Source organism: Solwaraspora sp. WMMA2065 (assembly GCF_030345075.1).
Taxonomy (GTDB): domain Bacteria; phylum Actinomycetota; class Actinomycetes; order Mycobacteriales; family Micromonosporaceae; genus Micromonospora_E.
In genome coordinates, this window is sequence record NZ_CP128361.1 from 4,196,138 (window position 1) to 4,211,021 (window position 14,884).

General features: G+C 68.4%; 6 protein-coding genes. All 6 read right to left on the bottom strand.

Annotation, left to right across the window (positions count from 1 at the left end; genetic code table 11):
• Positions 1-450: 450 nt before the first annotated feature.
• The 6 genes from O7610_RS19120 to O7610_RS19145 all read right to left on the bottom strand — a co-directional run bounded on the left by O7610_RS19120 (position 451) and on the right by O7610_RS19145 (position 14,820).
• Positions 451-7,242, bottom strand: a complete 6,792-nt coding sequence (locus O7610_RS19120) for an RHS repeat-associated core domain-containing protein (RefSeq protein WP_289211473.1) — start codon at positions 7,240-7,242, stop codon at positions 451-453.
• Between the two features lie 47 nt (positions 7,243-7,289).
• Positions 7,290-11,048 carry a LamG-like jellyroll fold domain-containing protein gene (locus tag O7610_RS19125; protein WP_289211474.1) on the bottom strand — a complete coding sequence of 1,253 codons (3,759 nt, stop codon included), beginning with the start codon at positions 11,046-11,048 and terminating at the stop codon, positions 7,290-7,292.
• Positions 11,049-11,157: 109 nt separating this feature from the next.
• Entirely contained in the window at positions 11,158-11,928 is a 771-nt protein-coding gene (locus O7610_RS19130) for an ABC transporter ATP-binding protein (RefSeq protein WP_289211475.1), read from the bottom strand.
• A complete protein-coding gene (locus tag O7610_RS19135; protein ID WP_289211476.1) occupies positions 11,925-12,998 on the bottom strand; it encodes a FecCD family ABC transporter permease in 1,074 nt (357 codons plus the stop codon). Before O7610_RS19135 ends, O7610_RS19130 begins: the two co-directional genes overlap by 4 nt.
• Positions 12,995-13,816 carry a class I SAM-dependent methyltransferase gene (locus O7610_RS19140; RefSeq protein ID WP_281552038.1) on the bottom strand — a complete coding sequence of 274 codons (822 nt, stop codon included), beginning with the start codon at positions 13,814-13,816 and terminating at the stop codon, positions 12,995-12,997. The genes O7610_RS19135 and O7610_RS19140 overlap by 4 nt, the downstream gene beginning before the upstream one ends.
• Entirely contained in the window at positions 13,813-14,820 is a 1,008-nt protein-coding gene (locus tag O7610_RS19145) for an ABC transporter substrate-binding protein (RefSeq protein ID WP_289211477.1), read from the bottom strand. The genes O7610_RS19140 and O7610_RS19145 overlap by 4 nt, the downstream gene beginning before the upstream one ends.
• Positions 14,821-14,884: the final 64 nt, after the last annotated feature.

The following is a 14,884-nucleotide window of genomic DNA, read 5'->3' on the forward strand; positions in this document are numbered from 1 at the left end:
ACAGTCTGCGATCTTACCAAGGCGACCAGACAGACCACCCCAAGGTCCACATCCTGACCTCAACCAGCAACAATGAGCTCACTTTCTCCACCTGGAACTTCCAATCCAGATGATTCACTCGAATGATGCATTCGGACAACAAATGACAGACAGGCAACGAAGCCTTCTCCAAGGTCGGACGACAAGAGCACCGGAATTACTCTACCGGCACGATCATCGATCCTCAAAAAATCTAGGATACTTTGTCGATCATTATTATTGGCACAACTCAGGGTCAACGACGAGTACACTGACTTTAGTTTCACCCCCACTACACCATAGAAGAGTGCGCGCGTCGTTACACCACTACCTTCTCCTCTAATCTCCAACTCAGAATGACTGACGCTATATCGCCACGGTCGAAACTTACCATCCAACACAACAGGAAGTTCCGCATAGCGAGCCAATTCGCTAGCCAAATGGATTCGCCACCTTTTCGCCATTCCGATAGAATGTTGTGCGCGACACCGCAGACTTGCTATTTTTGACGAGATTCAGCTCCCAGGCCGTGGAGTGCCCATCGAAAATTGGGTCGACTTCCTTTCCGCGCACAGCAAAGGCCACTGGATCGTCGATCCCATCAAGGTTGAAGTGAATCTTGGTTTTTCTGTCCTTCACATATCCCTTCAGCTCCGATACCCAGTTCTCGCCGCGAGACGGCCAGTCATGGTATGACTTCGCGCCTACCGAGTCGGCAAACTCATGCAAGGCCATCGGATTACCATCAACTTCACTCATCCCCAGAGCAATGCTGCAATTATGAACAAGGATCGCCGTTTTGCCGGCCACCACATGATACGTGTGGATGCCGGCGACGGTGAGGTTGTGGACCGTACGGGTTTCGGACCACTGACGTACGGCGGTGACCTGGACCCATGTACCGGCGGAGGTCTGCAGCCACTGCCCAGCCGCCAACTCGGCTGCGTCGCGCCACTCACCCACCTCCGGCACCCAGAACGGATGACCGTCCGTCGCGACCAACACCCCCAAGGCCCCACTCCGGTTACCGTCGACATCGACGGTTATCTCGACCAGGTCCTTTCGCCCCTGCCCGACAATGGTGGCCACAACCGCCTTCGCTGCCGACTCGCCAGACTCCGGATCGGACGCCACCACCAGATCACCGACGACGATATCCTCGATCGGCTTCGACGAACCATCCGCGAGCAGCACCAACGTGCCCGGCACGAAGCTATTCGATGTAAGACAATTTCCCAGGTCGTCGAGATTTTTTCGGCTTCTGAGGAAGGTGCCGACGGCGTCCTTCAACTTGCCGCCCAGGTTCCACAACCGCTCCCCAAGCGCCTTCAGCCTCATCGGCTTCAAGCCGTAACGGGCCAACAACTTCCCCGCAGCGCCACCGACCGCCGTCAACACCACGTTCAACGCCGTCATCGCACAAGCGCCCATGTCGCCGTTGATGAAACAGTCGACCGCGTCGGTGATCCCCAACTCGTCCATCAAAATCTGGCCGAGCTCCTTCGCCACCGCCACCACGACCTGCTTTGCGTCCTCCACATCCCGACGCGCCTGCGCCACCTCCGGCGGCACCGTCGACGCCGGCGGCGGCCGGGGCACCACCGTCCAACGGTTCGACGACATCGAGTACACCAACTGCTCACCGCGCTTCTTCCAGTACGCGTCCTCCTCCGCACCACCACCCGTCGCCAACGGGCGCAACCCATCCGGATCCGTAAACGACACCGGCGAATTGTTCGCATACGCGTACCCGTGCATTTGCTGCGGATCACTCACATCGATGATCGGGTCCACCGAGATGAACCGACCAGTCTGCGGGTCATACTCCCGCGCACCCAGATGCGTCAACCCCGTCGACGCGTCCTGCGTACCACCGACGAAGCCCTTCTCGCCCAACCACTGACCAACCCCCGGCTGAATGCCGCGCGGCGTGCCGAACGGCGCCATCCGCCGATGCGTGATCTGCCCCGTGGCCCCGTCCACCGCGGCCTGCCCGGAACCGTGATGATCCGCAGCCTGCACCTGCACACCCGCGACCGTTCGCACCACCGTCAACTGACCGCCGACCGGGTAGTAGCGCGTCCCATCGACCACCGAGTTGGAGCGGTTCAGCTTCAACTCCATGTTCGGCAGATACACCGTGATCGAATCCGGATCCTTCCGGACCAACCGACCGCCATCGGCGTCGTAGACGAAACTGGTGGTCTTCCCGTCCTCGGTGACCGACTCCAGCCGGCCCTCGGCGTTCCAGACCAGGTCCTGCTCCTCGCCGACCCGGACCCGCTTCGTCGTGTTGCCCGCCGCGTCGTACTCGTACGAGTACAACCGGTCACCGGCCGACGTCTCCTCGACCACCTGCGACAACGTGTGCGGCTGTGCCTGACCCGGCTGTGGGAACGAATACGTCCGCTCGACCTCGTCGGCCCCACCCGCAGCGTGGATCGTCTCGCTCAGCCGGTTACCAGCCAGGTCGTAGCTGTAGGAGTGGTGGTACGGCGCCGGCCCGCCCACCCCGCTGGTGCCCGGCCCACCCGCACACGGATCACTCGCCGTGGTCGCCGTGCTCCAGGCCCGCGTCATCCGCCGCAGATAGTCGTACTGGAAACACTGGATGTCCCGCACTCCGGAGCCCGGCCGGTCAGCGATCGACAGCACATTACCGGCGTCGTCGTACTCGTAGTGCTGGTCGATGTCGCTGGTCGGCATTGCCGGGTTGTCACCCTCAATCGGCTGCCGGCGCAGCATCGATCGGATCAGCCGGTTGGTGCCCTCCTCGTAGGTGTAGGTGCCGAAGACCTTACGGCTACCGGCGCTGACCTGCGCCCTCTGAAGCTCACCGGTCGACGTGTAGGTAGCGTCGCTGAGATATGACTCGTCACCAGTAATCCTTGTGACCCGCTGCAGGCTGTCGTAGGTGTAACTGACACCTTCGACCGACAGACCGCCCCCCTCTGGGAATGTCGTACCCTTAACAGTGCCGTCGTCGTTGTAAACGGTGAGGAATTTGTAGAATCCGCCGAGCTCGGCATCCGTGTCGCCTGCGGGAATGCTGTATCGCACTTCGGTCGCTCGATAGTGGGCATCTCGAGCAACGTAGACGGTGTGATACTTGTGGCCGCCGTCTACGATGCGGGTGGCGAAGTAGAGCTGTCCCTTGGCGACGGTGTCGTATCCCCACTCGGCAAGCTTCGTACCTGTCTCGACCGAGCCCTGATAGGTGCCGGTCTTTCGGCCGAGCACGTCGTAGGTGTGGCTGACAGTGACGCCCCGACCGTCCGTGGTGGAGGTCAACTGGTCGTGGTCGTTGTAGGTGAAGGTGCTGGTTCCGCTGTCCGGATCGACCGCTTCGGTTTTGCGACCCCGTTGGTCGTACTCGTAGGTCCACACGTTGCCGGCCGGGTCGGTGACGCTGGCCTGCTGACCGGCAGGGGTATAGGTGTACGTGGTGCTGTCGAAGCTGCCACTCGGCCCGGCACCGTGGTACTGCCGTAGCTCGACGACCTGACCACGGGCATCGGTGATGGTGGCCGTCGGGGTACCGCCCGTCGGCGGGTCGACATGCACCCGGTCCCCGCCGTACGTGGTGACCGTTCGCCACTTCTCGTCCGAGGCGACGAGGGTGATGGTGTCGGTGACCCGGTCCACGCCGTCGTACTGATACACCGTCTGCAGGTCGACATCGCCGTTGACCGTCTTCAGCAGAGTGCCTGACGGGGCACCGGAGGCGTGGAACTTGTCGTTGAACTTCGCCACCTTGCCGGTGGCGGTGTAGAAGGTTTCCGAGACGAGCCGTCCACCATCCGGTCCGGGCACCTGAATCTGCCGAGGGCGGAGGAAGCCGTCGTAAATCGTAAACTCGGCGTTTGATACGCCGTTGACGATTTGCTCCTTCTTCACTGACACAGGTGCGTTGTCCTGGTTCTGGTACGTATACCGGACACTCGGCTCGTTGGGGTTACTCGCCTTGGTCTTGTCCGGTAGCCAGACCCGCACGGTACGGCCCAGCTTGTCGTACTCGACGTCAGTGCGCTTGCCGTTCCAGTCGATCTGGGTGACCGGCTGTCCCCATGCCGGGTGGTAGTCGGTGGTCGCGATGAACCGGGTGTCGACGGTGCCGACCCGGATCTGCGGCCCAGTCTCCATCTTGCGGGTGGTCAGACCGTTCGTCTCGGTGTAGGCGATGTTGGTGACCGCGCCGGAGCCGTCCTGCGCCGTCAGCGGCCGGCCGTACATGTCGAAGGTCCCTTCACCGACGGTGACATAGCTCGGGGTGGAACCGCTGTGGCTGGCGAGCTTCTCGATCCGGGTGGCGTTGCCCTTGGTCGGCGTCGCACCGTATGCCTGGCCGTCGTACGAGGTCCGGTTGTCGGTGAGCAGTTGGGTGGCCAGGTCGGGGTTGGTGACCGAGCAGGCGACCGAGACGGTCTCCTCCCGGGCGACCAGGGTCCGTAGCCGCAGGCTGTGGTTGTCGGCGTAGGTGGTCCGGGTGCACCGGTCGTCGGCGGCGGTGCTGACGTCGCCGAGATCCTCGACCTGCGTGACCCGCCCGACCGGGTCGGTGTAGCCGCTGGTCGCCGGGTCGTAGGTGGTGATCGACTTCGTTTCCCGCCAGTCGCCGCCAGCCAGCGCGGTGAAGCCCCGACTGACCCGCGGCTTGACGAAGAACGCCCGATCGGTGCCCCACGGCCGGCTGTAGCTGGCGGTCTCGTAATGCCACGGGCTGGTCACCGATTTGCTGCTGACCTGGGAGCCGTTGTAGACGGCGGTCTCGATCTCGAAGCCGGCGAGTTCGTCGTGGTCGGTGTGGGAAGTGCCGACCGAGTCGGTACGGGTGACCGTGCGGGTGCCGCCGGCCGGGTTCTTGTCGCCGTGCATGCCGCGCAGGTAGGTGTGCTCGGTGCGGGTGGTGAAGGTCTCGCCGTCGCCGCGCCGGACGCGCACCTTCTCGTAGCCGCGCCACTGGTTCCAGGTCAGCAACTCGATGTCACCGATGCCGTCCGGGTCGGCGTGCCGCCAGGCCGCGTCGCCCAGATACTCGTAGCTGGTCACCATGTCCGGGGCCAAGGCGGTGCCGGGCTCGACGTTCGTGCGGTCCGTTTCGGTGACCGACTCGACGACGTACTTGTGGAACCAGTCGGTGATCGGATTCACCTCGCCGCTCGGCGACCACTTCACCGGGTAGCAGCGGCGGGTGCTGTTGCCGGGGGTCGGCAGCGAGTTGGCCGAGCAGTCCGGCGACTTGTAGGTGACATCGACCTGGCCGCCGGAGTCGGTGTAGACGGTGGTCAGTCGAGGCCGGATCAGTGGGGCGACGTTGTCGCCAGGGATGTCGATCCGGTTGGGCAGCTGCAGCGGGCCCAACTCGACCGAGGGCACGGTCAGCGGGTCGCCGTCACCGTAGCGGCCCTGGTGGTCGATCTTGTGCAGCCACAGCGACCGGCTGCCGTCGGCGTTGTTGGTGAACAGGTGGGTCAGGTTCCACGAGTCGACCGGCGTCCATCCGCTGGTGGTGCGGATCTCGGTGGTGATCTGGCCGACCCGCTTGCGGGTCCAGAAGCTGGGTGACGACTGGCTGGCTGTGCAGTGGGTTCCGGCAGCGCAGTTGCGGTCCCACGGCACGTCCGGCCAGGAGTTGGCCGTGCTGTTGTTCAGCTGACCCGGCGCGCAGGTGATACTGCCGCTCGGGATGCACCGTTCGGCGTCGGTGAACACCACCCGGGCCGGTGCCGGGGTGGAGTAGACCGCGTTGTGCCGCTGGCCGTAGTCGATCCGCTTGAGCCAACCACCCCGGTGGTACGCGGTGCCGTTGACGGTGGTCTGCGCCCGCAGCGCGTAGTGGTTCGTCTCCCGCTCGTAGAAGTACGAGGTGACGTTGCCGTGCCGGTCCTTGACGTAGTCGAGGTTCCACCGCCAGGCCTGGTGGCACCAGGCGTTCGCCAGTGTCGAGTTGTAGCAGGGTTCGCCGCTGTCGTCGCCGAAGACCGGCACCGTCCACACCGAGTTGGTTTCGGCGTTTCCGGACGCCCATCCGGGCAGCCGGTTCAGCCCGAAGTAGTGCTCGGTGCCGTCGATCGTGGTGACCTTCCAGAACTCGCGGTCGTTGTCACCATTGACGGCGCCGTCGACCGTCCCGCTGTACCGCTCGATCTTCGACCCGTCGTCGTTGGCGAACCGCCAGGTGCTGCCGGTCCGCACCAGCGTGCTGGACCGCCCGTTGAGCATCAGTACGGCGTTGTCGTGCGCCCAGCACAGGTCGCCCATGCCGTCGCGGCCGTCGTCGAGGCAGGTGTTGTAGCGGCGTTCAACGTACCCGGGGTCGTAGCTGAAGCCCTCGCCCAGCCAGGAGCCCTGGTTGTTGGTGGTCGCAGTCCGCCCGTCGGTGGCCTGCGAGTTGTAGCCGAGCACCACCGACGGGGTCAGCCCGCCCGGCACCGGCGGCACCCGCATCGGGTACGACCAGTTGAACGCACCCGATGACGGTGACACGTTCCACTTCGACGACGGCGCGAACTCGGTCGCGCCGAAGCTGCCCTGCGCCGAAGCCTCCGAAGCGACCATTGCGAACAGCGCCGAGCCGGCACCGACGTCGATCGTGGCGGTAAGGGTGTCGGTTCCCGCGTTGTTGACCGCCGGTACCGGCTCCGGCGCACACGCCGACGCGTCCGGCGTGGTCAACGCACACTCAGGCAACCGGACCAGCCGCAGTCGGGCACCGAAATCGCCGCCGTACGCATCGGCGATCCCGGCGTAGCTCAACGCCACCCGGACGGTGCCGGCACCGGTCTCGCCGGCAGCCCGCCCGATCCGGGTGACCGGTCCGTCGACCTTCGCTTTCGTCGACACCGCGCGGTCGAGGGTCTGCACCCGCACTCTGCTCGGCGGCGCGGTGCCGGCCGCACGGCCCGCCGCACTGGTCGGACTGGCCACCGGCGTCGCCGGCACCTCCACCGTCCCGGCCGCCGGCCAGGCAACCTCCGGTGCGGTACGCAGCGCCGCCTGCACCACCGGGTTCGGCTCACGGGGCGGCACCGGAGCCGCCGGGCGGTCCGGAGCCGGTTCGTCATGTTGCTGGACCGGGGGTGCCTCGGAGGACGGCTCGGCCCGGGCCGGGCTCTCCACCCCCTGCAGCAGGCCGGCGGCGACGACGACCGCCGTCGCCCAGGTGACAGCGGCGGTCAGCCGTCGACGGCGGTCCGGGGTCGTAGCCAGAATCCGGGAACTCATCACCACTCCAGGGGGGAAGGAGGCGAAGCGGACGGGAGATCGGCGATTCACAGGTACGGATTCGGCGCAGGAAGGACAAGCCGCTGAATCGACTCGTCGTCAGCGACCCCGGTATAGGCGCGTACCTCGTCGACGACACCGCCGAGGTACTGGCCGAAGGCGCCGTTGTGCAACGCCCGGCCCACCTGCAGCGGTCCGCCCGCCCGCCAGCCGGCGGTGTAGGTGGCGGCGGCGGTCACAGCGACCTCGCCGTTGATGTAGAGCCGCACCTCGTTGCGGAATGCGTCGTAGACCACCGCCAAGTGCTGGCCGTGCTGGTCTGCGCTCGGCAGCAGATCGACGTCGAAGACCACCGTGGCCTGTGGGTCGTTGGTATCGCTGTGCGGTAGCACCAACTCCCAGCGGTTGCCGCTGCCACAGCGGATCACGAATCCGCTCGCCGCAGTGCCAGCCTGGGAGAGCACCGCCTGGTCCCGGTCGCCACAGGTCGGGCTGGGCAACCGGACCCGGGCGGCGACGGTGAAGCTGCCGTCGGTCACCGCCACCGGCGCGTCGGTGCGGGCCCGGCCGTCGACCCCGTCGAGCACCAGATGTCCGCCGCCGACCAGCGGCAACTCGACGAACGGATCCTCGTCGACGTCCGGTGCGTACAGGTGGGCACCGCCTTCCAACAGCAGCTCCTGGCCGTTTGAGTCGTAGGCGGGGCTGCGGTCGCCGGAGACGTCGTCCAGCGGCCAGTAGCCGAGGCGGATAGGCCGCAGTGTGGACAGCTCGCTGACCTCCCGGTGCACCAGCACCCGGTCGTAGACGGCGATGTCGGCCAGCTCACCGGCCCAGCCGGCGGTGTGGCCGCTGCGGGCGTACGCCCGACCGATCTGCACCGCGCCCCGGGACTTCCAGGCCGACCGGCGCGGCACGGTCGGCTGGACGTCCCCGTTGACGTACAGCGTCATCGTCTTGAGCTCCGGGTCGTACGCGGCCGCCAGATGAGTCCATTCGTCGCGAATCGCCGGGGCGGTGCTGGTCACCGACCAGCCGCCCAGCGACAGCACGTCCGTCGACGGGATCGCGAACTCCCACTTGCCGGTGGCGGCGTCGAAGCCGAGGGTGAAGCCGGGCTCGCCGCTGCCGTCCTGGCTGATCGCGACCCGGTCGGTGGTGTCGTCGGTGAGCCGCACCCAGGCGCTGGCTCCGAACCCGGTCGACGTGTCGACCAGCGCCGAGCTGGTGGTGGCCAGGTAGCTCTCGGCGGCGTCGCCGGTGAACTGGATTGCCCGGTCGAACTGGCACTCGGAGCCGGAGTCACCGCAGCCCGGCCCGGACACTCCGAACGTCACCCCGGCTCCGGCGACCGCCGGATGGTTGCCCCGGGCGTCCTCGGCCGACGCCGCACCGGCTGCCTCGCCGAGCCCCCATTCGCCTGCCGCCAGCCGGGTCGGCACGGAGAACACGCAGGTGGCGATCGCCGACCGCAGGCCGGACTGGTCGACTGCCTGCACCGTGACGATGTTCGGGGCGTCGTCGCCTGGCATCCAGCGCAGTGACACCGGGCCGCCGGGGCTGGTCGGCACCAGTTCGTTGTCCGGCAACGGGTTGGTGTTGAACCCGTACAGGTAGCGGACGGTGTCGGTGGAGACCGAGTCGAAAATGAAGGTGCCGTAGATGCCGACCCCGCCCCGGTGCTGGTCGTCCTCGACGCAGGCGCTGGTGTGCTCACCGGCGTCGAGTGGCAGATACTCCGGAGAGTCGATGTCCGGCGCGGCCGGCGCGGTGGAGTCGTAGACGAACTGGCAGGCGGTCTGAGTGCTGCCTTCCCAGCTCCACGGCCCCCAGACCTCCGAGTCGCCGGCCCGGACTTCCCAGGTGATCGGCGTGTTCTGCGGGATACTCGATGGCAGGGTGTGCTGGAAGCGGGAACCGCTGGCCTTCCACCCGGTGGTGACGTAGTTGTTGACCCGGGTGCCGGCCGAGTCGTACCAGTAGTAGAGGATCTGGCCCCGGACATCCTCGGTGTGCGACGAGCTGTGGTCCGGGTCGCGTAGCACCATGAACAGCGTCGGCGGGGTGTCCACGTACGGTCGGTTGGTGCCGGTGACGCACTGGCCACCGGGCGACATGGTCAACTCGGACTGCTTCGGTTGGCTCGGTGTCCGGTTGTAGTGCACAGCCAGGAGCGCGTTTCCGCAGAACCGCTTGAACGCCGTCTGGTCGTTCTCGTCCGTGGCGGCGAGCCCGAACGTGGTCGTCGACCAGCCCTTGGTCACAGCTTCCCGCACCGCCGCGGTGGCGGTGAAGCCGACGTTCTGGTTCGTCGAGGTGCAGGAGTTCTTCTTCGCGGTCGGTGCCTTCGTCTGCAGCAGGACGCCGAGCGCCGGTTTGTTGTTCCAGTTCGTGCCGGAGCTGATGCCGGACGATGCCCGGTACAACGAGACGTTCCTCGGGGTCGAGTTGTACGTGTGGGTCATCGTCACCCGGAACTCCGCGCTCAGGATGGTCCGCCCCGCGTACGGCGTGGGCAACGCGTAGTAGATCCGCTTTTTCCCGACCTTGTTGCACTGCCCGGAGTCGACCGGGCAGTCGCCGACGCCTTCGGTGCCGGAGAACTTGTGGTACGACATGTGCGGGTAGCCGCTGGCAACCATCGCCCAGTCGCTCCTGCGGGTGTCCTGCCAGACCGGGTCGATGTAGACCGGCCAGCGGGTGTCGGGATCGGTGAGCATCGCCTGGTCGGGCAGCAGGGTGAGGGTGTCGCCGTCGATCCGCCAGCCGATCGGTGCCTGGCTGGCACCCGGCGGGGCGGACCCGGTGGCGTCGACACCGGTCACGTCACCTGAGTCGGGAGCGGTCCGGCCCGGCGTCGCGGCGTCGGTGCCGGCGATGTCGTCACCCGAGTCCCACATCGCCGGTGCGGCGGCCTCCAGCACCGGCGCGCCGGACACCGTGTCCACGGCCGCCAGCCCACCTTCGAGGCCGTCCTGCACGGTCAGCCCGGCAGTGGCCAGGCCGAACTCCAGCTCGGCCAGCTCCGGCTGCTGTGCCGCCTCCGGGGTCTTGACCACGAGTACGTGTGAGAAGCCGGTGACCTCGACGTCGACCACCAGGTCCACGTCGGGCAGCACCTCGGCGTAGACGGCCTGGTCACCGTCGACCGTCGGCTCCGGCAGGGCACCGGGCCAGTCGAGGGTCATGCTGCGGCCGGCGCGCTCCACCCGTACCAGGGGGGTGTCGCCACCGCCGGAGAGCCGCAGCCCGAGGGTGGCGGCCCGGGGGCCGATGCTGCCGTCGGCGGCGGTGACCAGGGTCGCGTCGGTCGGCACCCATTGGCCGTCGCGGACCACCCGGAACGGCTGGGCGTGCTGCACCGAAGTCAGCGTGCCGTCCGGGTTGGCGAACGTCTGGGTGCTCTCACCCTGCAGGGCACCGATCTCGACCCGCTCACCGATGTCGACGGCGTGGGCGAACGCCTCGGCTTCGGTCTGCCGGACCGGCTCCGCGCCGTCCACGGCCGGTGCCGGTTCGTCCGACTCCGCCGCCGGTGCGGGGGCGGCCTGCTCCGTCCGGTCCGGGGCCGCCGTCGCCGGGCTGTCGTCCGCCGCGAACGCCGCCAGGACCTCCTCGACAGTGGCGCCGTCGAAGGCCGGGTCGTCGACGACCGCCGCCGCAGGGAGGTCGGTGGAACGTACCGGGTCGTTTTTCAGCCGACGCAGAACCTGCTGCCAGGCCGCCTCGTCGGAGAAGTCAGTCCGCACCACGCACGGCTCGAACTCGAGGTCATCGGTCCGGACGATCAGCGGACGGGTAGGCATCTCGGTTGGCTCCTTCGGATCGGCGGCGACACCGGGCCCCACGCCGCAGAGACGTGAGCCGGATCGGCGGCATGGTAGCGGAATCGGTCCGATCGGTCGGGCATGCGCGTCACCCCCACACCACGCTTCGCAAGTGGACGTACGGACGGCCGTCCGGGTCGTCGTCGACCTGCGCGTGGACCTCGTAGACCTCGGCGATCCGGGCCGGTGTGAGCACCTGTGCCGGGGAGCCGGCGGCCACCACCCTGCCGCCGTTCAGCAGCACGATCCGATCGCAGAACCGCGCCGCCAGATTGATGTCGTGCAGGGCTGCTATCACCGTCGGCGGGCCGGCCGCCAACCGTTCCAGCAGGTCCAGCTGGTAGCGGACGTCCAGGTGGTTCGTCGGCTCGTCGAGCAGCAGCACCTGCGGTTGCTGCAGCAGCGCACGGGCGATGTCGACCCGCTGCCGCTCCCCGCCGGACAGCGTCGACCAGCGCCGGTCGGCGAAGCCGGCCAACCCGGCGTCGACCAGTGCCTGCTCGGCGGCGGCGAGGTCAGCGGCCGAGCCGGCCGCCAGCAGCGGCCGATGCGGGATCCGGGCCAGCAGCAGCACGTCCAGCACCGACATGTCCGCGTCGGAGGCGTGATGCTGGGTGACCACGGCGAGCCGCCGGGCCAGCACCCGGCGCGGCATGGACCGGGTGTCGACCCCGTCGAGCAGCACCCGGCCGGAGTCGGGTCGCTGCAGGCCGGCGAGCACCCGCAGCAGGCTGGACTTGCCGGAGCCGTTCGGGCCGAGCAGCCCGACCAGGGTGCCGTCGGGCGCGTCGAGGGTGACGTCGGCGAGCAGCGGCTTTCCGCGTACCGCCCAGGTGATCCTCTCAGCCCGCAGTCTCATGCCGGCGCCTGCCGGCGGCGGATGAGCAGCGCGAACGCGGGCACCCCGAGCAGCGCGGTGACCACCCCGACCGGCACCTCCTGCGGCGCGAACACGGTCCGGGCGGCGGTGTCCGCCCAGATCAGGAAGGTGGCACCGATGACGGCGCAGGTGGGCAGCAGGATCCGGTGCCGGGAACCGACCAGGTACCGGGCGGCGTGTGGCACGGTCAGCCCGACGAAGCCGATCGCGCCGCTCGCCGCGACCAGCACCGCGGCCAGCAACGCGGTGGTGCCGAACAGCAGCGCCCGCACGATGACCGGGGAGAATCCCAGCGACTGGGCGACGTCGGTGCCGAACGCGAACGCGTCCAGCGCCGGGGTGGCCGCCCAGCAGATCAGCAGCGCCCCGGCGGCCACGGCTGCGGCCAGCGCCACCGTCGACCAGCCGGCCATGGTCAGCGAACCGAGCAGCCAGAAGGTGACCCCCCGGGTCTGCTGCGGTGACGCGGCGGAGACCACGATCAGGCTGGTGACGGCGGCGAACAGCTGGCCGACGGCGACCCCGGCGAGCAGGATCCGGGACGGTTCGGTCCACCGTCGACCGGCCAGAGCCAGGGTGGCGAGGAACGCGGCGACCGCACCGGCGAACGCGCCGCCGGTGAGCGCACCGGCGCCGACGCCGAGCCCGAGGACCAGCACCGACACCGCGCCGGTCGAGGCACCGGCGGAGATGCCCAGCAGGTACGGGTCGGCGAGCGGGTTGCGGGTCAACGCCTGCAGCACCGCGCCGCAGACCGCCAGGCCGCCGCCGACCAGCCCGGCGAGCAGCACCCGGGGCGTACGCAGGTTCCACACGATGCTGTCGGCCAGTGCGGGTAGCGGCTCCAGCGGCAGCCCGAGGTGTACGCCGTGGGTGCGGAACACGTCGGTGACGGTCAGATCGGCGGTGCCGATGGTGGTCGCCCCGGCGACGCTGAGCGCCAGCGCGGCGACGGCGAAGATCAACACCGGTGCCCGGGTACGGGTGCCCCGTGCCGCCCGTACCCGGGTCCGGGTGGTCGGCGGCGTCCGCGACGGGGTGAGGGTCATCGGCGGCCGAACACCACGTGGTCGTCGAGGTACTGCCAGACCGTGCCGACCTCGGTGAACCCGGCGGTACGCAGCGCGGCGAGGTGAAACTCCAGTGGCGCGTCGGGCGGCTTCGGGCGGTCGGCGAACCGCCGTTGCCGTTCGGCGACCAGCGCGGCGAGGGCCGGTACCCGGGCCGCTTCGGTGTGCCAGTCCTGGTAGCGCAGCGCCCCGGCGGCGAAGCCGGCCTGCTGTGTGCGTTCGTCGTGCCGCTGTGCGACCGCCGCCAACGTCGGATGCTCCGGCCCGAAGTGCAGGTGGTCGGCGTTGAGCAGGATGCCGCCGGGACGCAGCAGCCCGGCGGCGGCGGTGTAGACGGCGAGCAGTTGTGTCGGGGTGAGCCAGTGCAGGGCGGTGGAGCTGAGCACCGCGTCGACCTGGTCGACGCCGAGCCGGTCGGCCCAGTCGTCGGCGACCAGGTCGACGTCGCGTACGTCGATCCGGTCGCCGTGACCGGCGAGTGCCCCGGCGGCGATACGCAGCAGAACCGGGTCGTAGTCGACGGCGACGCACCGGGCCCGGGGCAGCGCGGCGAGCACCCGGTCGGAGATCGCTCCGGGCCCGCAGGCCAGGTCGAGCACGGTGATCGGCCGGTCGCCGAGGTGCAGGCTGAGCAGGTCGAGCAGCACCTGGAAGCGGTTTTCCCGGTAGGCGACGTACGCGGACTGCTGGGTGTCCCACAGGTCGAGTAGCCGCCGCGCCTCGGCGGGGTCGAGCGGCGGCGCGGTGGTCGGGTCAGGTGTCAGGTCGGGTGCGGGTTCGGTGGTCAGGTCGGTCACTGGTTCAGCTCCTTGAGGGCGGCGGCGACCGCTTCGACGGCGGTGACGCTGCGTACGGACGGGTCCATCGACGAACCGGGGACGGTGATGAACCGGCCGGCCTTGACGGCGTCGAGTGCGGCGGTGGTCGGGTTGCTCCGCATGAAGTCGATCTTCGACTGGGCGCTGTCGCCGTCTCCGCCGCGGGTCAGGTCGGCGAGGACGATCACGTCGGGGTTGCGGGCGGCGATCTCCTCCCAGTTGCCGGCCGGCCAGGTCTGCTCGGCGTCGCCGTAGGCGTTGCTCACCCCGAGTTCGGCGCTGATGGCGGCGGGCACGCCGCCGGCTCCGGCGACGTACGGGGTGGCGGTGCCGGAGTAGTACCAGAGCAGGTCGGTGCCGGCCGGGGCGTCGGCGGTCGCGGTCGCGGCGGCCAACCGGTCACGCTGGTCGGCGACGACCTGCTCGCCCCGCTCGGCGACGCCGAAGATGGTGGCGATCTCGGTGATCTCGGTGAAGATGCCGTCGAAGTGGAACTCGGTCTCGCCGGTAGCCGGGTCCTCGCAGGCGAACCGGGACAGGTAGGCGGGGACGTCCAGGGCCGCGAGGTCCGCGCGCGGGCCGGCGGCGTCCGGGCCGTACGCGGAGGTGAAGGTGGAGTAGACGAAGTCGGGTGCGGCGTCGAGGACGGCCTCGCGGTTGGGGTAGAGGTCGGCGAGTACCGGCACGTCGGCGTAGTCGGCGGCCAGTTCGGGCAGCACCGGGTCGGTCTGGTAGCTGGTGCCGATCATGTGGTCGGCCAGCCCGAGGCTGAGCATGATCTCGGTGGCGTTCTGTTCCATGGTGAGGGCGCGGCGCGGCGGTTCGGTCACGGTCAGCGTGGTGCCGCAGTTGGTGATCTCGACGGCACCGGCTTCCGGGGAAGCAGCGGCCTCGGCATCGACATCGGGGCTGGCGGTGGCACAGCCGGACAAGCCGACCGTCAGCACCACCGCTAGCCCAGCGGAAACGGTAACGGTTTTCATGTCGGCAAGCTAACACGGCTCCGCCGCAGGTCAAGCAGGGGGTACGGGCTCCGAGCGCACCGAC

Bases quoted from the DNA above. Each gene is read 5' to 3' on its own strand.
- O7610_RS19120 (WP_289211473.1), bottom strand. From the start codon at position 7,242: ATGAGTTCCCGGATTCTGGCTACGACCCCGGACCGCCGTCGACGGCTG.
- O7610_RS19130 (WP_289211475.1), bottom strand. From the start codon at position 11,928: ATGAGACTGCGGGCTGAGAGGATCACCTGGGCGGTACGCGGAAAGCCG.
- O7610_RS19145 (WP_289211477.1), bottom strand. From the start codon at position 14,820: ATGAAAACCGTTACCGTTTCCGCTGGGCTAGCGGTGGTGCTGACGGTC.
- O7610_RS19125 (WP_289211474.1), bottom strand. From the start codon at position 11,048: ATGCCTACCCGTCCGCTGATCGTCCGGACCGATGACCTCGAGTTCGAG.
- O7610_RS19135 (WP_289211476.1), bottom strand. From the start codon at position 12,998: ATGACCCTCACCCCGTCGCGGACGCCGCCGACCACCCGGACCCGGGTA.